The organism is Nonomuraea sp. NEAU-A123 (assembly GCF_018603905.1).
Classification (GTDB): domain Bacteria; phylum Actinomycetota; class Actinomycetes; order Streptosporangiales; family Streptosporangiaceae; genus Nonomuraea.
Window position 1 is genome coordinate 1 of sequence record NZ_JAHFZZ010000001.1, and the last position, 22,058, is coordinate 22,058.

Annotated in this window: 28 protein-coding genes and 1 pseudogene; all 29 read left to right on the forward strand. The window is 65.3% G+C overall.

Annotated elements, in window-relative coordinates; all coding sequences use genetic code 11:
* Positions 1-898: pseudogene (locus tag KLK06_RS00005) on the forward strand (DNA-directed RNA polymerase subunit beta); the annotation flags it as partial.
* 17 nt (positions 899-915) lie between these two features.
* Positions 916-4,791, forward strand: a complete 3,876-nt coding sequence (locus KLK06_RS00010) for a DNA-directed RNA polymerase subunit beta' (RefSeq protein WP_214633168.1) — start codon at positions 916-918, stop codon at positions 4,789-4,791.
* Positions 4,792-5,432: 641 nt separating this feature from the next.
* Positions 5,433-5,807: a 30S ribosomal protein S12 gene (gene rpsL / locus KLK06_RS00015; protein WP_214633169.1), complete on the forward strand. Its 375-nt coding sequence runs from the start codon at positions 5,433-5,435 to the stop codon at positions 5,805-5,807.
* A gap of 2 nt (positions 5,808-5,809) precedes the next feature.
* On the forward strand, positions 5,810-6,280 hold the full coding sequence (gene rpsG / locus KLK06_RS00020) for a 30S ribosomal protein S7 (RefSeq protein ID WP_138670613.1): 471 nt from the start codon (positions 5,810-5,812) through the stop codon (positions 6,278-6,280).
* A gap of 39 nt (positions 6,281-6,319) precedes the next feature.
* Positions 6,320-8,419 carry an elongation factor G gene (gene fusA, locus KLK06_RS00025; RefSeq protein WP_214633170.1) on the forward strand — a complete coding sequence of 700 codons (2,100 nt, stop codon included), beginning with the start codon at positions 6,320-6,322 and terminating at the stop codon, positions 8,417-8,419.
* A 147-nt stretch (positions 8,420-8,566) separates the two neighbouring features.
* Positions 8,567-9,760, forward strand: coding sequence for an elongation factor Tu (gene tuf, locus KLK06_RS00030; protein ID WP_214633171.1), 1,194 nt, complete (start codon positions 8,567-8,569; stop codon positions 9,758-9,760).
* A 275-nt stretch (positions 9,761-10,035) separates the two neighbouring features.
* A complete protein-coding gene (gene rpsJ / locus KLK06_RS00035; RefSeq protein ID WP_012887830.1) occupies positions 10,036-10,344 on the forward strand; it encodes a 30S ribosomal protein S10 in 309 nt (102 codons plus the stop codon).
* 14 nt (positions 10,345-10,358) lie between these two features.
* Positions 10,359-11,012: a 50S ribosomal protein L3 gene (gene rplC / locus KLK06_RS00040; protein ID WP_214633172.1), complete on the forward strand. Its 654-nt coding sequence runs from the start codon at positions 10,359-10,361 to the stop codon at positions 11,010-11,012.
* Positions 11,009-11,671, forward strand: coding sequence for a 50S ribosomal protein L4 (gene rplD / locus KLK06_RS00045; RefSeq protein ID WP_214633173.1), 663 nt, complete (start codon positions 11,009-11,011; stop codon positions 11,669-11,671). Before rplC ends, rplD begins: the two co-directional genes overlap by 4 nt.
* Entirely contained in the window at positions 11,671-11,973 is a 303-nt protein-coding gene (rplW, locus tag KLK06_RS00050) for a 50S ribosomal protein L23 (protein ID WP_214633174.1), read from the forward strand. The genes rplD and rplW overlap by 1 nt, the downstream gene beginning before the upstream one ends.
* Positions 11,974-12,077: 104 nt before the next feature.
* Entirely contained in the window at positions 12,078-12,914 is an 837-nt protein-coding gene (gene rplB / locus KLK06_RS00055; protein WP_214633175.1) for a 50S ribosomal protein L2, read from the forward strand.
* A gap of 11 nt (positions 12,915-12,925) precedes the next feature.
* Positions 12,926-13,204 carry a 30S ribosomal protein S19 gene (gene rpsS, locus KLK06_RS00060; protein WP_214633176.1) on the forward strand — a complete coding sequence of 93 codons (279 nt, stop codon included), beginning with the start codon at positions 12,926-12,928 and terminating at the stop codon, positions 13,202-13,204.
* A 32-nt stretch (positions 13,205-13,236) separates the two neighbouring features.
* Positions 13,237-13,590 carry a 50S ribosomal protein L22 gene (gene rplV, locus KLK06_RS00065; protein ID WP_214633177.1) on the forward strand — a complete coding sequence of 118 codons (354 nt, stop codon included), beginning with the start codon at positions 13,237-13,239 and terminating at the stop codon, positions 13,588-13,590.
* Complete coding sequence (gene rpsC / locus KLK06_RS00070; RefSeq protein ID WP_214633178.1) at positions 13,590-14,453, forward strand: 30S ribosomal protein S3; 864 nt, start codon at positions 13,590-13,592, stop codon at positions 14,451-14,453. The genes rplV and rpsC overlap by 1 nt, the downstream gene beginning before the upstream one ends.
* 2 nt (positions 14,454-14,455) lie before the next feature.
* Positions 14,456-14,875, forward strand: a complete 420-nt coding sequence (gene rplP, locus KLK06_RS00075; protein WP_214633179.1) for a 50S ribosomal protein L16 — start codon at positions 14,456-14,458, stop codon at positions 14,873-14,875.
* Positions 14,875-15,111, forward strand: a complete 237-nt coding sequence (gene rpmC, locus KLK06_RS00080) for a 50S ribosomal protein L29 (RefSeq protein WP_214633180.1) — start codon at positions 14,875-14,877, stop codon at positions 15,109-15,111. The genes rplP and rpmC overlap by 1 nt, the downstream gene beginning before the upstream one ends.
* Entirely contained in the window at positions 15,104-15,400 is a 297-nt protein-coding gene (gene rpsQ, locus KLK06_RS00085) for a 30S ribosomal protein S17 (RefSeq protein ID WP_214633181.1), read from the forward strand. The genes rpmC and rpsQ overlap by 8 nt, the downstream gene beginning before the upstream one ends.
* Before the next feature lie 193 nt (positions 15,401-15,593).
* A complete protein-coding gene (gene rplN / locus KLK06_RS00090) occupies positions 15,594-15,965 on the forward strand; it encodes a 50S ribosomal protein L14 (RefSeq protein WP_026214151.1) in 372 nt (123 codons plus the stop codon).
* Positions 15,966-15,973: 8 nt separating this feature from the next.
* Entirely contained in the window at positions 15,974-16,276 is a 303-nt protein-coding gene (gene rplX, locus KLK06_RS00095; protein ID WP_250904779.1) for a 50S ribosomal protein L24, read from the forward strand.
* The gene (rplE, locus tag KLK06_RS00100) at positions 16,276-16,851 is read left to right on the forward strand and encodes a 50S ribosomal protein L5 (protein WP_214633183.1); all 576 of its coding nucleotides are present in this window, start codon (positions 16,276-16,278) and stop codon (positions 16,849-16,851) included. Before rplX ends, rplE begins: the two co-directional genes overlap by 1 nt.
* A 2-nt stretch (positions 16,852-16,853) precedes the next feature.
* A complete protein-coding gene (locus KLK06_RS00105; protein WP_090769707.1) occupies positions 16,854-17,039 on the forward strand; it encodes a type Z 30S ribosomal protein S14 in 186 nt (61 codons plus the stop codon).
* A 168-nt stretch (positions 17,040-17,207) separates the two neighbouring features.
* Positions 17,208-17,606: a 30S ribosomal protein S8 gene (gene rpsH, locus KLK06_RS00110; protein ID WP_192789898.1), complete on the forward strand. Its 399-nt coding sequence runs from the start codon at positions 17,208-17,210 to the stop codon at positions 17,604-17,606.
* Between the two features lie 16 nt (positions 17,607-17,622).
* Positions 17,623-18,165: a 50S ribosomal protein L6 gene (gene rplF, locus KLK06_RS00115; RefSeq protein ID WP_214633184.1), complete on the forward strand. Its 543-nt coding sequence runs from the start codon at positions 17,623-17,625 to the stop codon at positions 18,163-18,165.
* 2 nt (positions 18,166-18,167) lie between these two features.
* Positions 18,168-18,551: a 50S ribosomal protein L18 gene (gene rplR, locus KLK06_RS00120; RefSeq protein ID WP_214633185.1), complete on the forward strand. Its 384-nt coding sequence runs from the start codon at positions 18,168-18,170 to the stop codon at positions 18,549-18,551.
* A 49-nt stretch (positions 18,552-18,600) separates the two neighbouring features.
* Positions 18,601-19,230, forward strand: a complete 630-nt coding sequence (gene rpsE, locus KLK06_RS00125; RefSeq protein ID WP_049572667.1) for a 30S ribosomal protein S5 — start codon at positions 18,601-18,603, stop codon at positions 19,228-19,230.
* A 2-nt stretch (positions 19,231-19,232) separates the two neighbouring features.
* Positions 19,233-19,415, forward strand: coding sequence for a 50S ribosomal protein L30 (gene rpmD, locus KLK06_RS00130; RefSeq protein ID WP_080043226.1), 183 nt, complete (start codon positions 19,233-19,235; stop codon positions 19,413-19,415).
* Between the two features lie 2 nt (positions 19,416-19,417).
* Complete coding sequence (rplO, locus tag KLK06_RS00135) at positions 19,418-19,873, forward strand: 50S ribosomal protein L15 (RefSeq protein ID WP_214633186.1); 456 nt, start codon at positions 19,418-19,420, stop codon at positions 19,871-19,873.
* A 30-nt stretch (positions 19,874-19,903) separates the two neighbouring features.
* Entirely contained in the window at positions 19,904-21,352 is a 1,449-nt protein-coding gene (gene secY / locus KLK06_RS00140; RefSeq protein WP_374197092.1) for a preprotein translocase subunit SecY, read from the forward strand.
* The gene (locus tag KLK06_RS00145) at positions 21,352-22,002 is read left to right on the forward strand and encodes an adenylate kinase (protein WP_214633188.1); all 651 of its coding nucleotides are present in this window, start codon (positions 21,352-21,354) and stop codon (positions 22,000-22,002) included. The genes secY and KLK06_RS00145 overlap by 1 nt, the downstream gene beginning before the upstream one ends.
* Positions 22,003-22,058 lie beyond the last annotated feature (56 nt).

The following is a 22,058-nucleotide window of genomic DNA, read 5'->3' on the forward strand; positions in this document are numbered from 1 at the left end:
TAAGATCACCGACGGCGACAAGCTGGCCGGCCGCCACGGCAACAAGGGCGTCATCTCCAAGATCCTGCCGGTCGAGGACATGCCGTTCCTGGAGGACGGCACCCCGGTCGACATCATCCTCAACCCCTTGGGCGTGCCCGGCCGAATGAACGTCGGCCAGGTGCTGGAGACTCACCTGGGGTGGATCGCCGCCCGAGGCTGGGACATCTCCGGCGTTCAGGAAGCCTGGGCCGAGCGGCTGCGCGACAAGGGCTTCGAGAAGGTCGCCCCGCGTACCAACATGGCCACGCCGGTCTTCGACGGCGCCCACGAGGAGGAGATCGTCGGTCTCCTCGACAACACCATCGCCAACCGCGACGGCGACCGCATGGTGCAGCAGAGCGGTAAGGCCAAGCTGTTCGACGGCCGCTCCGGCGAGCCGTTCCCGTACCCGATCGCGGTCGGCTACATCTACATCCTCAAGCTGCTCCACCTGGTCGATGACAAGATCCACGCCCGGTCGACCGGCCCCTACTCCATGATCACCCAGCAGCCGCTCGGCGGTAAGGCCCAGTTCGGTGGCCAGCGCTTCGGTGAGATGGAGGTCTGGGCTCTGGAGGCGTACGGCGCCGCCTACGCGCTCCAGGAGCTGCTGACGATCAAGTCTGACGACGTCCTGGGCCGCGTGAAGGTCTACGAGGCGATCGTCAAGGGCGAGAACATCCCCGAGCCGGGCATCCCGGAGTCCTTCAAGGTCCTCATCAAGGAAATGCAGTCGCTGTGCCTGAACGTCGAGGTGCTCTCCAGCGACGGCATGTCCATCGAGATGCGAGACACAGACGAGGACGTCTTCCGCGCGGCGGAGGAGCTCGGTATCGATCTGTCCCGGCGTGAGCCGAGCAGCGTGGAAGAAGTCTGAGGGGGAGATCGCAGAAAATGCTAGACGTCAACTTCTTCGACGAGCTCAGGATCGGCCTTGCGACGGCCGACGACATTCGTCAGTGGTCGCACGGCGAGGTCAAGAAGCCGGAGACCATCAACTACCGCACCCTCAAGCCGGAAAAGGACGGACTCTTCTGCGAGAAGATCTTCGGCCCGACCCGCGACTGGGAGTGCTACTGCGGCAAGTACAAGCGCGTCCGGTTCAAGGGCATCATCTGTGAGCGCTGTGGCGTCGAGGTGACTCGCGCCAAGGTGCGTCGTGAGCGGATGGGCCACATCGAGCTGGCCGCGCCCGTCACGCACATCTGGTACTTCAAGGGCGTCCCGTCGCGCCTCGGTTACCTGCTCGACCTGGCTCCGAAGGACCTGGAGAAGGTCATCTACTTCGCGGCTTACATGATCACGCATGTCGACACCGAGATGCGTGAGCGTGACCTGCCGTCGCTGGAGGCGAAGATCTCCGTCGAGCGGCAGCACATCGAGCAGCGCCGTGACGCCGACGTCGAGGCCAGGCAGAAGAAGCTCGAAGGCGACCTCGGTGAGCTTGAGGCCGCGGGCGCCAAGGGCGACCAGCGCCGCAAGGTCCGTGAGGGCGCCGAGCGCGAGATGCGTCAGCTTCGCGACCGGGCCCAGCGCGAGCTGGACCGGCTCGACGAGGTGTGGAGCCGCTTCAAGAACCTCAAGGTCCAGGACCTTGAGGGCGACGAGCTGCTCTACCGCGAGATGCGCGACCGCTTTGGCCGCTACTTCAAGGGCGGCATGGGCGCTCAGGCGATCCAGGACCGCCTGATCAGCTTCGACCTCGACGTCGAGTCGGAGAACCTGCGCGAGACGATCCGCAGCGGCAAGGGCCAGAAGAAGGCCCGCGCGCTCAAGCGGCTCAAGGTCGTGTCGGCGTTCCTCAACACCACCAACTCGCCGCGTGGCATGGTGCTCGACTGCATCCCGGTCATCCCGCCGGACCTGCGCCCGATGGTGCAGCTCGACGGTGGCCGGTTCGCGACCTCCGACCTGAACGACCTGTACCGCCGGGTCATCAACCGGAACAACCGCCTCAAGCGTCTGCTCGACCTCGGCGCGCCCGAGATCATCGTGAACAACGAGAAGCGGATGCTCCAGGAGGCCGTCGACGCGCTGTTCGACAACGGCCGTCGTGGTCGCCCGGTCACCGGTCCCGGCAACCGTCCCCTCAAGTCCCTCAGCGACATGCTGAAGGGCAAGCAGGGCCGGTTCCGCCAGAACCTGCTGGGCAAGCGAGTCGACTACTCCGGCCGTTCGGTCATCGTCGTCGGCCCGCAGCTCAAGCTGCACCAGTGCGGCCTGCCCAAGCAGATGGCGCTGGAGCTGTTCAAGCCGTTCGTGATGAAGAGGCTGGTCGATCTCAACCACGCCCAGAACATCAAGTCGGCCAAGCGGATGGTCGAGCGGGCTCGTCCGGTCGTGTGGGACGTGCTCGAAGAGGTCATCACCGAGCACCCCGTGCTGCTCAACCGCGCTCCGACGCTCCACCGTCTGGGCATCCAGGCGTTCGAGCCGCAGCTGGTCGAGGGCAAGGCCATCCAGATCCACCCGCTCGTCTGCACCGCGTTCAACGCGGACTTCGACGGCGACCAGATGGCCGTGCACCTGCCGCTGTCGGCTGAGGCCCAGGCCGAGGCGCGCATCCTGATGCTCTCGACCAACAACATCCTCAAGCCGGCCGACGGCAAGCCCGTGACGATGCCCACCCAGGACATGGTCATCGGCCTCTACTGGCTGACCACCCAGAAGGACGGCGCGGCGGGCGAGAGCCGGGTCTTCGGCTCGATCGCCGAGGCTCAGATGGCCTTCGACCGTCACGAGCTGGACATCCAGGCGAAGATCCAGATCCGGCTCAAGGACGTCCTGCCGCCCCGCGAGTGGGTCGCGCCGGAGGGCTGGGAGCAGGGTGACCCGATCCGTCTGGAGACGACGTTCGGCCGGTGCCTGTTCAACCAGACGCTGCCGGCGAGCTACCCGTTCGTCAACTTCCAGGTCGGCAAGAAGCAGCTGTCCGTCATCGTCAACGAGCTGGCCGAGACCTATCCCAAGGTCGACGTGGCCAACTCGCTTGACGCGCTGAAGGACGCCGGCTTCCGCTGGGCGACCCGCTCCGGCGTCACGATCTCGATCGACGACGTCGTCGCGCCGCCCAACAAGGCCACCATCATGGAGAACTACGAGCGCCGGGCCGACAAGGTCCAGCGTGAGTACGAGCGCGGTCTGATCACCGACGAGGAGCGCCGTCAGGAGCTCATCGAGATCTGGACGCACGCCACGGCCGACGTCGAGACCGACATGGTCAACGCCTTCCCGGCGACCAACCCGGTCTGGATGATGGTCAACTCCGGTGCCCGAGGCAACAAGATGCAGGTGCGTCAGATCGCCGGCATCCGTGGCCTGGTGTCCAACACCAAGGGTGAGACGATCCCGCGTCCGATCAAGGCCTCGTTCCGTGAGGGCCTGTCGGTGCTGGAGTACTTCATCTCCACCCACGGACAGCGGAAGGGTCTGGCCGACACCGCCCTGCGTACCGCCGACTCGGGTTACCTGACCCGTCGTCTGGTGGACGTGGCGCAGGACGTCATCGTGCGTGAGATCGACTGTGGCACCGACCGCGGGGTCCCGCTGCACGTCGCCGATCGGGACGCGTCGGGCAACCTGGTCAAGGCGGAGAACGCCGAGTCCAACGTGCACGGTCGCATCCTGGCCGAGGACGTCGAGGTCGACGGCAAGGTCATCGTGGCGGCGGGTGTCGACATCAACGACATTCACGTCACCGCGCTGGTCGACGCCGGCATCGAGACCGTCCGCACGCGGAGCGCGCTCGTCTGCGAGGCCAAGATCGGCGTCTGCGCGACCTGCTACGGCCGCTCGCTGGCGACCGGCAAGCTCGTCGACGTCGGCGAGGCGGTCGGCATCATCGCCGCCCAGTCGATCGGTGAGCCTGGCACGCAGCTGACGATGCGTACCTTCCACACCGGTGGTGTGGCGGGCGCCGACATCACCCACGGTCTGCCCCGTGTCCAGGAGCTCTTCGAGGCGCGCATCCCCAAGGGTGTCGCCCCGATCTCCGAGGCCGAGGGCAGGGTCCGCATCGACGAGACCGACAAGGCTCGCAAGATCGTCATCGCGCCGGACGACGGCTCGGAGGAGATCGCGTACCCGGTCTCGATGCGTTCGCGCCTGCTCATCTCGGACGGCCAGCGCGTGACGGTCGGCCAGCAGCTGGTCGCCGGTGCGGTCAACCCCAACGAGGTGCTGCGCATCCTCGGCCCGCGGGCCGTGCAGCTGCACCTGGTGGCCGAGGTCCAGCAGGTGTACCGCTCGCAGGGTGTGTCGATCCACGACAAGCACATCGAGATCATCGTGCGGCAGATGCTCAAGCGCGTGAACGTGCTGGAGTCCGGCGAGACCGACCTGCTGCCCGGCGAGCTCGTCGAGCGCCCGCGCTTCGAGCAGATGAACCGCGAGACGGTGGCGGAAGGCGGCTCCCCGGCCGCCGGTCGTCCGGTGCTCATGGGCATCACGAAGGCGTCGCTCGCCACCGAGTCGTGGCTGTCGGCGGCCTCCTTCCAGGAGACGACCAGGGTCCTGACGGACGCGGCGATCCACGCCAAGTCCGACTCGCTCCTGGGCCTGAAGGAGAACGTCATCATCGGTAAGCTCATCCCGGCCGGTACGGGCATGCCCCAATACCGCAACATCCGGGTCGAGCCCACCGAAGAGGCCAAGGCGGCCATGTACACCGTTGGTGGATACGACGGTTCCGCGGCCGACTACACCTTCGGCACCGGCAGCGGCGAGGCCGTTCCGCTGGAGGAGTACGACTTCGGTCAGTACAACCGCTAGTCAGCTCTTCGAAGCACCGCGTCCGGATCTTGGTGATCCGGGCGCGGTGCTTTGTTTTGTCGTTACGGCCAGCCCGGTGGGCCCCACCCGCCATACGGGGCCGGGCTCCCTCCAGGGGCACGCTCCTCCGGCTTACGGGGCTGGGCGCCGCTACGTGCGCGCTCTGGGCCGTCTGGGTGGTCGGGGGGGTAGCCGGGACCACTCCACGGGTCCCGATGCCTGGTGCGCCCATCCAGCGCGCGCACGGCCATGCGCCGGCCATCCTGGTGAACCGCGACCAAATACTCCGCGGGCCGGATATCATGAGCGTGGAGCAGTAGCCGGGCATGTATCGAAGAGGGCCCAGCGACCAGCGGTAGTGGCAAAAGCGTGTCCGCTTTGTCGCGCTGCTTTGACGTGTCGCATGGGCCTGGGTAGTCTAGAGCTTCGTGCCCGTCGTTAGCGGGCTCTCGACTGTGCGCTCATATACGGGAGCGCCAGACGGCTTCCTGGCTCGTTGTCCCTGCGGATGTGTCTGTGCGAAGAGCGCGACACGCCCGAGCGCGGGGGCGCCGAGACGGGGAAAACCAGCAGGTCATGACACCGGCAGAACCTGCGAAATGCACAAGACGTATTACCGGCCAGCACGAAACGGAGTGGCAGTGCCCACTATTCAGCAGTTGGTCCGCAAGGGCCGGCAGGACAAGGTCGCCAAGACCAAGACTCCTGCCCTAAGGGCGAATCCGCAGCGTCGAGGTGTGTGCCAGCGCGTTTACACCACGACCCCTAAGAAGCCCAACTCGGCACTGCGCAAGGTGGCCCGTGTTCGGCTCACCAACGGCATCGAGGTCACGGCTTACATCCCCGGAGTGGGCCACAACCTGCAGGAGCACTCCATCGTGCTCGTGCGCGGCGGTCGTGTGAAGGACCTGCCGGGTGTCCGCTACAAGATCATTCGCGGCTCGCTGGACACCCAGGGTGTCCGCAACCGCAAGCAGGCTCGCAGCAAGTACGGCGCGAAGAGGGAGAAGAGCTAACTATGCCTCGCAAGGGTTCTCCCGGCCGCCGTCAGCTCATGTCTGACCCGGTCTACAGCTCGCCGCTGGTCACCGCTCTGATCAACAAGGTGCTCCTGGACGGCAAGCGTTCCATCGCGCAGTCGATCGTGTACGGCGCCCTTGAGGGCTGCAGGGACAAGACGGGCAACGACCCGGTCGTCACCCTGAAGCGCGCGCTTGACAACGTCAAGCCGACCCTCGAGGTTCGCAGCCGTCGTGTTGGTGGCGCGACCTACCAGGTGCCGGTCGAGGTGCGCGCAGCGCGCAGCACGACCCTGGCCCTGCGCTGGCTGGTGCAGTACTCCCGCGCCCGCCGCGAGAAGACCATGACCGAGCGCCTCATGAACGAGCTCCTCGACGCCAGCAATGGCCTCGGAGCGAGTGTCAAGAAGCGCGAGGACACCCACAAGATGGCCGAGTCCAACAAGGCCTTCGCCCACTACCGCTGGTAATCCGGCGGGTTTCGACGAGACGACGAGGACGCGAGAGAAGTGGCCGCAACGACCGCTCTAGACCTGGCAAAGGTCCGAAACATCGGGATCATCGCCCATATCGACGCGGGTAAGACCACCACGACTGAGCGCATCCTGTTCTACACCGGCATCAACTACAAGATCGGTGAAGTCCACGATGGCGCAGCCACCATGGACTGGATGGAGCAGGAGCAGGAGCGTGGCATCACGATCACGTCCGCTGCGACGACCTGCGAGTGGGACGGTCACACGATCAATCTCATCGACACCCCGGGTCACGTCGACTTCACTATCGAAGTCGAGCGCAACCTGCGCGTCCTCGACGGCGCCGTAACCGTCTTCGACGGTGTGGCGGGTGTCGAGCCGCAGTCGGAGATGGTGTGGCGGCAGGCTGACCGCTACAACGTCCCGCGCATCTGCTTCGTGAACAAGATGGACCGCGTCGGCGCGGAGTTCCACCGCTGCGTCGACATGATGGTCACCCGCCTGGCTGCCACCCCGGCGGTCGTTCAGCTTCCCTGGGGCGTCGAGGCCGGTTTCAAGGGCGTCATCGACCTGGTGAAGATGAAGGGCCTGCTCTGGAGCGAGGACGCGGCCAAGGGCGAGATGTACGACGTCGTCGACATCCCGGCCGACCACGCCGAGGCTGCTCGCGAGTGGCGTGACAAGCTCGTCGAGACGATCGCCGAGAACGACGACGAGTTGATGGAGCTCTTCCTCGAGGCCGTCGAGCCCACCGAGGAGCAGCTGGTCGCGGGGATCCGCCGCGCCACGCTGTCCGGCGCCGTCAACCCGGTCCTCACCGGCACCGCGTTCAAGAACAAGGGCGTACAGCCCCTGCTCGACGCGGTCGTCGCCTACCTCCCCGCGCCGATCGACATTCCCGCCATCGCGGGCCACGCGGTCGGCAACGAGGAGAAGGTCATCGAGCGTCACGCGGACCCGAGCGAGCCGTTCTCCGCGCTGGCATTCAAGATCGCGAGCGACCCGCACCTGGGCAAGATCACCTACATCCGCATCTACTCGGGCACGCTCGAGACCGGTTCACAGGTTGTCAACTCTGTGAAGGGTAAGAAGGAGCGGATCGGCAAGATCTACCAGATGCACGCCAACAAGCGCGAAGAGCGCCCGTCGGCGATCGCTGGGCAGATCGTCGCCGTCATGGGTCTCAAGGACACCACGACCGGTGACACCCTGTCCGACCCGGCCAACCAGGTCGTGCTCGAGTCGATGACGTTCCCGGCTCCGGTCATCAACGTCGCGATCGAGCCCAAGACCAAGGGCGACCAGGAGAAGCTGTCGACCGCGATCCAGCGGCTGGCCGAGGAGGACCCGTCCTTTCAGGTCCGTCGTGACGATGAGACCGGCCAGACGGTCATCTGGGGCATGGGCGAGCTTCACCTTGAGATCCTCGTCGACCGTATGCGTCGCGAGTTCAAGGTCGAGGCCAACGTCGGCCGCCCGCAGGTGGCCTACCGCGAGACCATCCGCCGCACGGTGGACAAGGTCGACTACACCCACAAGAAGCAGACGGGTGGGTCCGGCCAGTTCGCGCGGGTCATCATCAAGCTCGAACCGCTGGGCGAAGGCAACGACGGCTACGAGTTCGAGAACAAGGTCACGGGTGGCCGGGTCCCGAGGGAGTACATCCCCTCGGTCGACGCGGGTGCCCAGGAGGCCGCCGAGTTCGGCGTGCTGGCCGGCTACCCGATGGTGGGCGTGAAGGTGACGCTGATCGACGGTGCCGCGCACGACGTCGACTCCTCGGAAATGGCCTTCAAGATCGCCGGCTCGATGGCCTTCAAGGAGGCCGCTCGCAAGGCCGACGCTGTACTTCTCGAACCGATGATGGCCGTCGAGGTCACCACGCCCGAGGACTACATGGGTGACGTCATCGGTGACCTCAACGGTCGCCGCGGGCAGATCCAGGCGATGGACGAGCGGGCTGGCGCCCGTATCGTCTCGGCGCTCGTACCGCTTTCTGAGATGTTCGGCTACGTGGGCGACCTGCGTAGCAAGACGCAGGGGCGCGCGAGCTACAGCATGCAGTTCGACTCCTACTCGGAGGTGCCCCCGGGCATCGCCAAGGAGATCGTCGCGAAGGTCCGGGGCGATTAGTCCCGGAACCCCCGGCCGGGCCTAGCCCAGCCGTCAAGAGGCTTCGGCCTCTGGTGGGGCGGTGCGAGCCGCCTCACCGCCTAGGGGTTCGGGATCACCCGGGCCCGAGTGTGTAGACGAAGTCAGACAGATTCTCAAGGAGAACCAGTGGGCAAGGCCAAGTTCGAGCGGAACAAGCCGCACATGAACATCGGCACCATTGGGCACATCGACCACGGTAAGACCACGCTCACCGCGGCGATCACCAAGGTGCTTCACGACCGTTTCCCCGAGCTGAACAAGGCGACGCCGTTCGACAAGATCGACAAGGCGCCCGAGGAGAAGGCCCGCGGGATTACGATCTCCATCGCGCACGTCGAGTACCAGACCGAGAAGCGTCACTACGCTCACGTGGACTGCCCTGGTCACGCCGACTACGTGAAGAACATGATCACCGGTGCCGCGCAGATGGACGGTGCGATCCTCGTGGTCGCCGCCACTGACGGCCCGATGCCGCAGACGAAGGAGCACGTCCTCCTGGCCCGCCAGGTCGGCGTCCCCTACATCGTCGTAGCCCTCAACAAGGCCGACATGGTCGACGACGAGGAGATCCTGGAGCTCGTCGAGCTCGAGGTCCGTGAGCTGCTCTCGGCTCAGGAGTTCCCCGGCGATGACCTTCCGGTCGTTCGCGTCTCCGCGCTCAAGGCTCTTGAGGGCGACTCGAAGTGGGCCGACAGCATCATCGAGCTGATGGACGCGGTCGACGAGAACGTGCCCGAGCCGCCCCGTGAGACGGACAAGCCGTTCCTCATGCCGGTCGAGGACGTCTTCTCGATCACCGGTCGCGGCACGGTCGTCACCGGCCGTATCGAGCGCGGTGTCGTCAAGACCAACGAGCAGGTCGACATCATCGGCATCAAGCCGGAGAAGACGACCACCACGGTCACCAGCATCGAGATGTTCAACAAGATCCTCGACGAGGGTCACGCGGGCGACAACGCCGCGCTGCTGCTTCGCGGCATCAAGCGCGACGACGTCGAGCGCGGCCAGTGCATCATCAAGCCGGGCACGACCACCCCGCACACCGAGTTCAACGGCCAGGTCTACATCCTGTCGAAGGACGAGGGCGGCCGCCACACGCCGTTCTTCAACAACTACCGCCCGCAGTTCTACTTCCGTACGACTGACGTGACCGGTGTCGTGCACCTCCCCGAGGGCACCGAGATGGTCATGCCGGGCGACAACACCGAAATGCGCGTTGAGCTGATCCAGCCCATCGCCATGGAGGACGGTCTCAAGTTCGCGATCCGTGAGGGTGGCCGCACCGTCGGCGCCGGCCGGGTCATCAAGATTATCAAGTAGCACGATCGCGGGGCGGCGGTCGTCCCTCGGATATCGAGGTCGACCGCCGCACTACGAGAGGGCAGAAGTCCCTACGGCTTCCGCCCTCAGGCTCCACGGGAAAGCCGTGATCTCGCAGTGGCTTCGGAGTGACCGAAGTAACTGCCGGATCACGGAAGAAAACGGCAGATCATCAACGTCTGTCACGTGGGGCTGTGCGGGCTCGTCCTGCACGAATAGCGGCAACAGGCCGCACGATACTTTTTCAGACGACAGCGAAGGACACCGAGGCCACTATGGCGGGACAAAAGATCCGCATCCGGCTTAAGGCCTATGACCACGAGGTCATCGATAGCTCGGCCAAGAAGATTGTCGAGACGGTGACGCGGACTGGCGCGAAGGTCGCGGGCCCGGTGCCGCTGCCGACCGAGAAGAACGTGTACTGCGTCATCCGCTCGCCGCACAAGTACAAGGACAGCCGCGAGCACTTCGAGATGCGCACGCACAAGCGGCTGATTGACATCATCGACCCGACGCCCAAGACCGTCGACTCGCTCATGCGGCTCGACCTCCCCGCGGGCGTCGACATTTCGATCAAGCTCTGAGGGAACGCACTGACATGGCTAAGACGATCAAGGGCGTCCTGGGCAAGAAGCTCGGCATGACCCAGGTCTTCGACACGGACAACCGGATGGTTCCGGTGACCGTGGTCGAGGCCGGTCCGTGCGTGGTTACCAGGGTCCGTACCGCCGACAAGGATGGCTATTCGGCCGTCCAGCTCGGCTTCGGACAGGTCGACCCACGGAAGGTCAACAAGCCGCTCGGCGACTACCTGCGTAAGCACGACATCACCCCGCGCCGTTACTTCGCGGAGATCCGCACCGACGACGCCAGCGACTACACCCTGGGCCAGGAACTCCTGGCCGACACCTTCGAGGCCGGCCAGTTCGTCGATGTGACGGGCAAGAGCAAGGGCAAGGGCTTCGCCGGTGTCATGAAGCGACACGGCTTCAAGGGCCTGAGCGCGTCGCACGGTACGCAGCGCAAGCACCGCTCGCCGGGTTCCATCGGTGGCTGCGCCACCCCGGGCCGCGTATTCAAGGGTCTTCGCATGGCTGGTCGGATGGGTAACGTCCGCACCACCGTGCAGAGCCTCAAGGTTCACGCCGTCGACGTCGAGAACGGTCTCATCCTGATCAAGGGTGCGATCCCCGGCGCCAACGGCAGCCTGGTCCTCGTCCGTACCGCTGCCAAGAAGGGGGCTGCCAAGTGACCAGCATTGACGTCCTCGACGCCAGCGGTTCCAAGGCCGGCACCGTCGACCTGCCCGAAGACATCTTCGGCGCCAAGGTCAACATTCCGCTGATCCACCAGGTGGTCGTGGCCCAGCTCGCCGCTCGCCGGCAGGGCACCCACAAGGCCAAGACCCGTGGTGAGGTCAGGGGCGGCGGCAAGAAGCCGTACCGCCAGAAGGGCACCGGTCGCGCCCGTCAGGGCTCGACCCGCGCGCCGCAGTTCACCGGTGGTGGCGTCGTCCACGGCCCGGTGCCGCGCGACTACTCGCAGCGGACGCCCAAGAAGATGAAGGTCGCCGCCCTGCGTGGCGCCCTGTCCGACAGGGCGAGCGGCGGTCGCGTGCATGTCGTGAGCGGTCTGGTCACCGGCGAGACGCCGAAGACCAAGGCGGCTCTCGAGGCCCTGCGTAAGATCACCCAGTCCAGGACCGTTCTCCTCGTCGTCGACGAGGCCGACGAGCTGACCTGGCTGAGCCTGCGCAACGCTCCCGAGGTCCACCTGCTGGACTCCGGGCAGCTCAACACCTACGACGTGCTCGTGCACGACGACGTGGTCTTCACCCAGGAGGCGTACGACCAGGTCGTGGCGCGGCTGTCGGCAGGGTCGGCCACTGCGAATGAAGGGGCTGACGCCTGATGGAGAAGATCGCCGACCCGCGCGACATCATCATCAAGCCGGTCGTCTCTGAGAAGAGCTACGGCCTGATCGATGAGAACAACAAGTACACGTTCCTGGTGCGCAATACCGCGAACAAGACCCAGGTCAAGATCGCTGTTGAGCAGATCTTCGGGGTCAAGGTCACCAGCGTGAACACGATCAACCGGACGGGCAAGCGCAAGCGCACCCGCACCGGTTTCGGCAAGCGTCCCGACACCAAGCGCGCCATTGTGAGCCTGGTCGAGGGCGATCGGATCGACATCTTCGGTCAGATCGGCTAGCAGCCATAGAAGTGGGCGGGCCGTAGGGCTTGCCAAGGGTAGAGACCGTCGCACGTTCGTGCGGCGGGCTCACCCATGTAACCGACGAAGGATGAACGAAAAAGATGGGCATCCGTAAGTACAAGCCGACGACTCCGGGTCGCCGCGGCTCGAGTGTCTCGGACTTCTCCGAGATCACCCGCAGCACGCCCGAAAAGTCGTTGCTTGCGCCCCTTCACAGCAAGGGCGGCCGCAACGTACACGGCCGGGTCACCGCTCGCCACCAAGGCGGCGGTCACAAGCGCGCCTACCGGATCATCGACTTCCGGAGGCATGACAAGGACGGCATCCCGGCGAAGGTCGCTCACATCGAGTACGACCCCAACCGCACCGCCAACATCGCTCTGCTGCACTACGCCGACGGCGAGAAGCGCTACATCATCGCGCCGACCGGCCTCAAGCAGGGCGACCGCATCGAGAACGGCGCCGGTGCCGACATCAAGCCGGGCAACTGCCTGCCGCTGCGCAACATCCCGACGGGTACCTTCATCCACGCGGTGGAGCTCCGTCCGGGCGGCGGCGCCAAGCTCGGCCGCTCCGCGGGCGCTCAGATCCAGCTGCTCGCCAAGGAAGGCCAGTACGCCACGCTGCGTATGCCGTCCGGCGAAATGCGCATGGTCGACGTGCGCTGCCGGGCTTCGGTGGGTCAGGTCGGCAACGCCGAGCAGGCCAACATCAACTGGGGCAAGGCCGGCCGTATGAGGTGGAAGGGCAAGCGCCCGACCGTCCGTGGTGTCGCCATGAACCCGGTCGACCACCCGCACGGTGGTGGTGAGGGTAAGACCTCCGGCGGTCGCCACCCGGTGAACCCGAAGGGCAAGCCCGAGGGCCGCACCCGCCAGGCCAACAAGTCCAGCGACCGGCTGATCATCCGCCGCCGGAGCAAGAGGAAGAAGCGGTAGGAGCAGCCGATATGCCACGTAGCCTTAAGAAGGGTCCCTTCGTGGACCTCCACCTCGCCAAGAAGGTGGATGTCCAGAACGAGAAGGGCACCAAGACCGTTATCAAGACGTGGTCGCGGCGCTCCATGATCGTGCCGGACATGCTCGGGCACACGATCGCCGTGCACGACGGCCGCAAGCACGTCCCGGTGTTCGTCACCGAGTCGATGATCGGCCACAAGCTGGGAGAGTTCGCCCCGACGCGTACCTTCCGCAGCCACGTCAAGGAAGATCGCCGCAGCCGGCGATAGACGCCTTCAGAAGCAGTTAAGAGGAGTAAGCGATGGAAGCCAGGGCTCAGGCGCGGTTCGTCCGCGTCACGCCCCTCAAGGCCCGCCGCGTGGTGGACCTTATTCGCGGGCTGCCCGCTTCGGAGGCGCAGGCCGTGCTGCAGTTCGCTCCCCAGTCGGCGAGCGAACCGATCTACAAGGTGCTCTCGAGCGCCATGGCAAATGCAGAGCACAACTTCGATCTCGACCCCCAGTCGCTCTTCGTGAGCCGCGCGTGGGTCGATGAGGGCCCGACGCTGAAGCGGTTCCGTCCGCGTGCCCAGGGTCGTGCCTATCGGATCAACAAGCGGACGAGCCACATCACTGTGATCGTGGAGTCCCGCGAGCCGAAGGGAAGGACCCGATAGTGGGCCAGAAGGTTAACCCGCACGGGTTCCGCCTCGGCATCACGACCGACTTCAAGAGCCGGTGGTACGCCGACAAGCTGTACAAGTCGTACGTCGCTGAGGACGTGGCGATCCGTCGCATGCTGCAAAAGGGCATGGAGCGGGCCGGCATCTCCAAGGTGGAGATCGAGCGCACGACCGACCGCGTTCAGGTCGACATCCACACCGCCCGGCCGGGCATCGTCATCGGCCGTCGCGGCGCGGAGGCCGACCGCATCCGCGGTGACCTGGAGAAGCTGACCAAGAAGCAGGTCCAGCTCAACATCCTCGAGGTGAAGAACCCCGAGATCGACGCCCAGCTCGTCGCGCAGGGTGTCGCCGAGCAGCTCTCCAGCCGTGTCTCGTTCCGTCGTGCCATGCGCAAGGCCATGCAGTCGGCCATGAAGAGCGGCGCCAAGGGCATCCGGGTGCAGTGCTCCGGCCGTCTTGGCGGCGCTGAGATGTCGAGGTCGGAGTTCTACCGCGAGGGCCGTGTGCCGCTGCACACGCTCCGCGCGGACATCGACTACGGCTTCTACGAGGCCCGCACCACCTTCGGCCGTATCGGCGTGAAGGTATGGATCTACAAGGGCGAGGCGCCCACCAGCCGCGCCGAGCGCGAGGCGGCCGCTGCCGGTGCCCGTGCCGGCCAGCGTCGTGACCGTGACGACCGCCGCGGTGGCGGCGGCGCAGGTGGCGGCGGCGGCGAGCGTCCGCGCCGTGGTGGCGCCGGTGGCGCCCGTCGCGGTGGCGGCCGTGGGGACCGCGCCCCCAGGACTGAGGCGGCCGCACAGGCTGCCCCCGAGACCGGCCCGGCTGCGCAGCCGGGTGCTGAAGGGAGCTGACCATGCTGATCCCGCGCAGGGTCAAGCACCGCAAGCAGCACCGGCCCGACCGCAGCGGTGCCGCCAAGGGCGGCACCAGGGTCGTGTTCGGCGAGTTCGGCATCCAGGCGATTGAGCACTCCTACGTGACCAACCGCCAGATCGAGTCGGCTCGTATTGCGATGACCCGTCACATCAAGCGTGGTGGAAAGGTGTGGATCAACATCTACCCCGACCGCCCGCTGACCAAGAAGCCGGCTGAGACCCGCATGGGTTCCGGTAAGGGTTCGCCCGAGTGGTGGATCGCCAACGTCAAGCCGGGTCGCGTCATGTTCGAGCTTTCCGGTGTCGCCGAGTCGGTTGCCCGCGAGGCGCTCACTCGCGCGATCCACAAGCTGCCCATGAAGTGCAAGATCGTTAAGCGTGAAGTTGGTGAGGCGTGATGGCTAAGGGCCTGACCGCCGGCGAGCTGCGAGTCGAGGACGAGGACACCCTGGTCCAGAAGCTCAAGGAAGCCAAGGAGGAGCTGTTCAACCTCCGCTTCCAGGCAGCGACCGGACAGTTGGAGAGCCACGGGCGGCTGCGTGCCGTCCGCCGCGAGATCGCCCGTATCTACACCGTGATGCGCGAGCGCGAGCTTGGCATCATCACGGTTGAGAAGGAGACGAGCGATGGCTGAGACCGAGACCACAGAGACCACCGAGACGAACGACGACTCGCGGAATTTCCGCAAGGTCCGTGAGGGCCTGGTCGTCAGCGACAAGATGGATAAGACCGTCGTCGTCGCCGTCGAGGACCGTGTCAAGCACCGTCTGTACGGCAAGGTCATTCGCCGTACGACCAAGTACAAGGCACACGACGAGGCCAACGCCTGTGGCGTCGGCGACCGTGTGCTTCTGATGGAGACCCGCCCCCTCTCCGCCACCAAGCGGTGGAGGGTCGTGGAGATCCTCGAGAAGGCCAAGTAGCCCTTCTCGGATATACCGCGCCTCGTGGGGGCCGCCAAGGCCCCCATGACGGTGTCCAAGGACGCGAGGCCCCGGCCTCGCGTCGCCTGCGGTGCGGCTCCAAGAGCTGTGGCCGGAGGAAAAAGACCATACAAGTTCCGCCAGGCTCGATCGGCAACGACGAGAACCAGCGCGACTCATCAGGAGAAGAAAAGTGATCCAGCAGGAGTCGCGGCTTAAGGTCGCCGACAACACGGGTGCGAAGGAGATTCTTTGCATCCGCGTTCTCGGTGGCTCGGGCCGACGCTACGCCGGTATCGGCGACGTGATCGTCGCCACTGTCAAGGATGCCCTGCCCGGTAGCACGGGCGTCAAGAAGGGCGACGTGGTCAAGGCCGTAATCGTCCGCACGGTCAAGGAGCGCCGCCGGCCCGACGGCTCCTACATCCGCTTCGACGAGAACGCCGCCGTCATCATCAAGGACAGCGGCGACCCTCGTGGCACCCGTATCTTCGGCCCGGTCGGCCGTGAGCTGCGCGACAAGAAGTTCATGCGCATCATCTCGCTCGCGCCGGAGGTGCTGTAATGGCGAAGCTGCATGTGAAGAAGGGTGACCTCGTCCAGGTCATCGCCGGTAAGGACAAGGGTGCCAAGGGTCATGTCATCGCCACCCTCCCGCGGGAAGACCGCGTGGTGGTCGAGGGCATCAACATGATCAAGAAGCACACGAAGGAGACCCACCAGGGTCCGCGCGGCGCCAAGACCGGCGGTGTGCAGACCATGGAGGCTCCCATCCACGTGAGCAACGTGAAGAAGCTCAAGGACGAGAAGCGCGACGACAAGCCCGCCGACAAGAAGGCCGAAGACAAGGCCGACGAGACGGGTGAGGACAGCTGATGACTGCCACGACTACTGAGACCGAGCGTCCGACGCCGCGCCTCAAGACGAAGTACCGCGAGGAGATCGCGGCCAAGCTTCGCGAGGACTTCGGCATCGAGAACGTCATGCAGATCCCCGGCCTGGTGAAGATCAAGGTCAACATGGGTGTCGGCGAGGCGGCTCGTGACTCGAAGCTCATCGAGGGGGCCGTTCGCGACCTCACCGTGATCACCGGTCAGAAGCCGGCCGTCGTCCGGGCGCGCAAGTCCATCGCCCAGTTCAAGCTGCGCGAGGGCATGCCGATCGGCGCGCACGTCACGCTCCGCGGCGACCGGATGTGGGAGTTCCTCGACAGGCTTCTGTCGCTGGCGCTGCCCCGCATCAGGGACTTCCGTGGCCTGTCGCCCAAGCAGTTCGACGGCAACGGCAACTACACGTTCGGTCTGACCGAGCAGGTCATGTTCCACGAGGTCGACCAGGACAAGGTCGACCGCCCGCGGGGCATGGACATCACGGTCGTGACCACCGCGAAGAACGACGACCAGGGCCGGGCGCTGCTGAAGCTCCTCGGGTTCCCCTTCAAGGAGGCCTGATCATGGCGAAGAAGTCGCTGATCGCCAAGGCAGGGCGTAAGCAGAAGTTCGAAGTCCGGGCGTACACCCGTTGCACGCGTTGTGGCCGGCCCCGCGCCGTCTACCGCAAGTTCGGGCTCTGCCGCGTGTGCTTCCGTGAGATGGCACACCGGGGCGAGCTGCCTGGCATCACCAAGTCCAGCTGGTAGTTACCCTTGGGGGCGACCACGTGTCGCCCCCGCGGGGCTGCTAGCCGTACATATGTAGAACTGTCAAACCAGGGTGCTCTCGCAGAGGGCACCCATGACCGCGCCGAAGGTCCACCGGTAGAGCTCCGCTTCACCGACTGGAAACCGCGGCGAGGAAGGCCACTGGCCATGACGATGACCGACCCGATCGCAGACATGCTGACGCGTCTGCGTAATGCGAACTCGGCGTACCACGACAGCGTGACGATGCCGTATTCGAAGATCAAGGCGCACATCGCCGAGATCCTCCAGCAGGAGGGCTACATCCAGGCTTGGACCGTCGAAGACGCCAAGGTTGGCAAGAACCTCGTGGTGGAGCTCAAGTTCGGGCCTACCCGTGAGCGGTCGCTCGCGGGACTGCGCCGGGTGTCGAAGCCCGGTCTGCGGGTGTATGCGAAGAAGGACAATCTGCCTCGAGTCCTGGGCGGGCTGGGCGTCGCGATCATCTCGACGTCCGCCGGTCTCATGACCGACAAGCAGGCCGGCAAGCGTGGTGTGGGCGGGGAAGTCCTCGCCTACGTCTGGTAGAGGGGAGGAACACAGCATGTCGAGAATCGGACGGCTGCCCATCCCTGTGCCGAATGGCGTAGACATCGCGATCAGCGGCCAGGATGTTCAGGTCAAGGGCCCGAAGGGCACGCTTTCTCATACGGTCGCCGAACCCATCGTGGTGGGTCGCGACGACGACGGCGCTATCGCCGTCACCCGGCCGAATGACGAGAACAAGGTCCGTGCGCTGCACGGCCTGTCGCGGACGCTGATCGCCAACATGGTGCAGGGCGTCACGCAGGGCTACTCCAAGACCTTGGAGATCGTCGGCGTCGGTTACCGCGTTCAGGCCAAGGGCCCGACGCAGCTGGAGTTCGCACTGGGCTTCAGTCACCCGGTCATCGTCGACGCCCCCGAGGGTGTCACCTTCCGTGTCGAGAGGCCGACCCTGTTCCACGTGGACGGCATCGACAAGCAGAAGGTCGGCGAGGTCGCGGCCAACATCCGCAAGTTGCGCAAGCCTGACCCGTACAAGGGCAAGGGCGTGCGTTACCAGGGCGAACAGATCCGCCGCAAGGTCGGAAAGGCTGGTAAGTAGGCATGGCTCCGAAGACTGCGTTCGGCAAGCACACGGCTGCCCGCAGCGTCTCGCGGGCCCGCCGTCACCGCCGCGTCCGCAAGAACGTCGTCGGTACGGCCGCGCGTCCGCGCTTGGTCGTCAACCGCTCGACTCGTCACCTGTTCGTGCAGATCGTGGACGACTCGGTCGGCCACACGCTGGTGAGCGCGTCCACCATGGACTCCGCGCTGCGCACGCTCGAGGCTGACAAGACCGAGAAGGCCAAGAAGGTCGGCGAGCTCCTCGCTCAGCGGGCCAAGGAAGCCGGGATCACCGCGGTTGTGTTCGACCGTGGTGGCAACCGCTACGCAGGGCGCATCGCCGCTCTGGCGGACAGCGCCCGCGAAGGCGGGCTCGAGTTCTGATGCGGGCCCGGGTATCGCAACTAATGGCAACTGAGATGAGGAACCACTGATGGCTGCAGCTCCGCGTCGCGGTGGCGGCACCGGTGGCGAGCGGCGTGACCGTCGTGACGATCGCCGCGGTGGCGCCGCCGACAAGGGCGTCTCGTACATCGAGCGCGTAGTGAAGATCAACCGAGTGGCCAAGGTCGTGAAGGGTGGTCGTCGCTTCAGCTTCACCGCCCTCGTCGTCGTCGGCGACGGCAACGGCCTGGTCGGCGTCGGCTATGGCAAGGCCAAGGAAGTCCCCGCGGCCATCGCCAAGGGTGTCGAGGAAGCGAAGAAGCACTTCTTCAAGGTGCCTCGCATCCAGGGCACCATCCCGCACACCGTGCAGGGTGAAGAGGCGGCCGGTGTCGTCTTCCTGCGTCCGGCCTCCGCCGGTACCGGCGTCATCGCCGGTGGCCCGGTGCGCGCCGTACTCGAGTGCGCCGGGATCCACGACGTCCTGTCCAAGTCGCTCGGCTCGGACAACCCGATCAACATCGTGCACGCCACGGTGGCGGCTCTGAAGGGTCTTTCCCGGCCCGAGGAGATCGCCGCCCGTCGTGGGCTGCCGATCGAGGACGTCGCTCCGGCCAGGATGCTCAAGGCTCAGCGCGAAGGCATCGCCGAAGCGGCGGCCGCCAAGGCGGTGAGCTAGTCATGGCACGCCTGAAGATCACTCAGGTTCGCTCGAAGATCGGTGGCAAGCAGAACCAGCGTGACTCGCTGCGTTCGCTTGGCCTGAAGCGAATCGGCGATGTCGTCGTCAAGGAGGACCGGCCCGAGATTCGTGGCATGGTCTCCGTGGTGACGCACCTCGTCGAGGTGGAAGAGGTCGACTAGTCATGACTGACAAGGCTCCGCTCAAGATTCACGATTTGCGTCCGGCCCCTGGCTCCAACAAGGCCAAGGTCCGCAAGGGCCGTGGCGAGGCGTCCAAGGGTAAGACGTCCGGTCGCGGCACCAAGGGCAGCCGTGCCCGCACGAACGTCCCCCTCGGTTTCGAGGGTGGCCAGGTGCCGCTGCAGAGGCGTCTGCCGAAGCTCAAGGGCTTCTCCAACGCGCTGTTCAAGACGACCTACCAGGTCGTCAATCTGGACAGGCTCGGCGAGTTGTTCCCCGACGGTGGCGATGTCACCGTCGAGACGCTGGTCGCCAAGGGTGCTGTCCGCAAGAACCAGCTGGTGAAGGTGCTTGGCACCGGCGAGATCTCGGTCGCGGTGAACGTGCAGGCTCACGCCTTCTCGTCCGCTGCGAAGGAGAAGATCGCCGCTGCTGGGGGTTCCGTTACCGAGCTGTAAGAGCTATTACGAGGCGTGGGGGCTCTGTCCATGGGCCCCCACGCCCGTAGTGCGTTAGAGTTCGCGAGACGGCAGGCTTCTGTCCGGCTCGTTTTACCAGAGACTTCTGATGGCAGATCCCCGCACCATCGCATACTCACACCGCCTTATAGGCGCGCAGGAGGGACCGTGCTGACCGCGTTTACCCGGGCGTTCCGGACGCCGGACCTGCGCAAGAAGTTGCTCTTCACTCTGGGCATCATCGCGCTGTTCCGTCTCGGCTCGGTTCTTCCGACTCCGGGCGTTCACGTCCAGAACCTTGCGTCCTGTTTTGATCAGGTCCGCAATGGTGAAAACGGCAATATCTACGGGATGGTGCAGCTGTTCAGCGGCGGCGCGCTCCTGAAGCTGTCGGTGTTCGCGCTGGGCATCATGCCTTACATCACCGCGAGCATCATCCTTCAACTCCTCGTCGTTGTGATCCCACGCCTCGAAGCCCTCAAGAAGGAGGGGCAGGCCGGTCAGACGAAGATCACCCAATATACGCGTTATCTGACGATCGGTCTGGGCATTCTGCAGTCGACGGCGTTCATCGCGCTGGCGCGCTCCGGTCAGCTCTTCCAGGGTTGCGACAAGGACGTCCTGCTTGACCCCGACAACATCTTCATGATCATCACCATGGTCGTCATCATGACGGCCGGCACCTCGGTGATCATGTGGCTGGGCGAGCTCATCACCGACCGTGGTGTGGGCAACGGCATGTCGATCCTGATCTTCACGCAGGTCGTCGCAGTCTTCCCGTCCGAGCTGGCCAGCATCTTCCAGGCCAACAAGTTCACCTTCACGGTCGTCATGGTGGTCGGCGTCTTCATGATCGCCGCCGTGGTCTTCGTCGAACAGGCGCAGCGCCGCATTCCGGTCCAGTACGCCAAGCGGATGGTCGGGCGCAGGATGTACGGCGGCACGTCCACCTACATCCCGTTGAAGGTCAACCAGGCCGGCATCATCCCGGTCATCTTCGCGTCCTCGCTGCTCTATCTGCCGCAGCTCCTGACCTCGCTCTTCGCCAACGCGGAGACTCCGAACGCGGTCGTGGAGTGGATCTCTCGAAACCTCACCAAGGGCGACACGCCCGTCTACATGATCACGTTCTTCGTCCTGATCGTGTTCTTCACCTACTTCTACGTGTCCATCACCTTCAACCCCACTGAAGTCGCCGACAACATGAAGAAGTACGGTGGGTTCATTCCGGGCATCCGTCCGGGCCGGCCGACGGCTGGCTACCTGAGTTTTGTGCTCACCCGCCTGACCGCCCCTGGCGCTCTCTATCTGGGTCTGATCGCCATGATCCCGATCGTCGCGCTCGCGGTGGCCGGAGCGAGCCAGAACTTCCCGTTCGGAGGGACGAGCATTCTGATCATGGTTGGCGTCGGCCTGGACACCGTGAAGCAGATCGAGAGCCAGTTGCAGCAGCGTAATTACGAAGGCTTCCTGCGGTAGTGCGTCTCGTTCTAGTCGGGCCCCCCGGAGCGGGTAAGGGGACACAGGCCCAGTACATCGCGTCGAACCTGTCAATCCCGAAGATCTCGACAGGTGACATCTTCCGTGCCAACGTCTCAGGGGGCACGGAGCTCGGCAAGCTCGCCAAGGCTTATATGGACCGTGGCGACCTGGTGCCCGACAAGGTCACCATCGCCATGGTCCGTGATCGCCTCGCCGAGGACGACGCGCAGGACGGTTTCCTGCTCGACGGCTTCCCCAGGAACGTCGCTCAGGCCGAGATCCTGCGCGACATGCTGAAGGAATGGGGCCAGGCGCTCGACCTGGTCCTGGAGCTCGTGGTGGACGACGACGAGGTGGTCAGGCGGCTGGCCGGCCGTCGCACCTGCAGCCAGTGCGGTCGCATCTGGCACGTCGAGTTCGACGACAAGAAGGACGACAGGTGCGACGCCTGTGGCGGCACGCTGTTCCAGCGTGACGACGACAAGGAAGAGACCGTCAGGCACCGCCTGGAGGTCTACCAGGAGCAGACAGCGCCGCTGGTGTCCTATTACGCGGACGAGGGCATCCTCGTGGGTGTTGACGCGACCGGCCCGGTCGAGGAGGTCACCCAGCGGGCCATGGAGGCAATCAGCCCTTTCATGGGGTAGGCCCGATGGCCGAGTGCGGAGGTGGCACGGATTTCCGTGCCACCTCGCGGCTATTG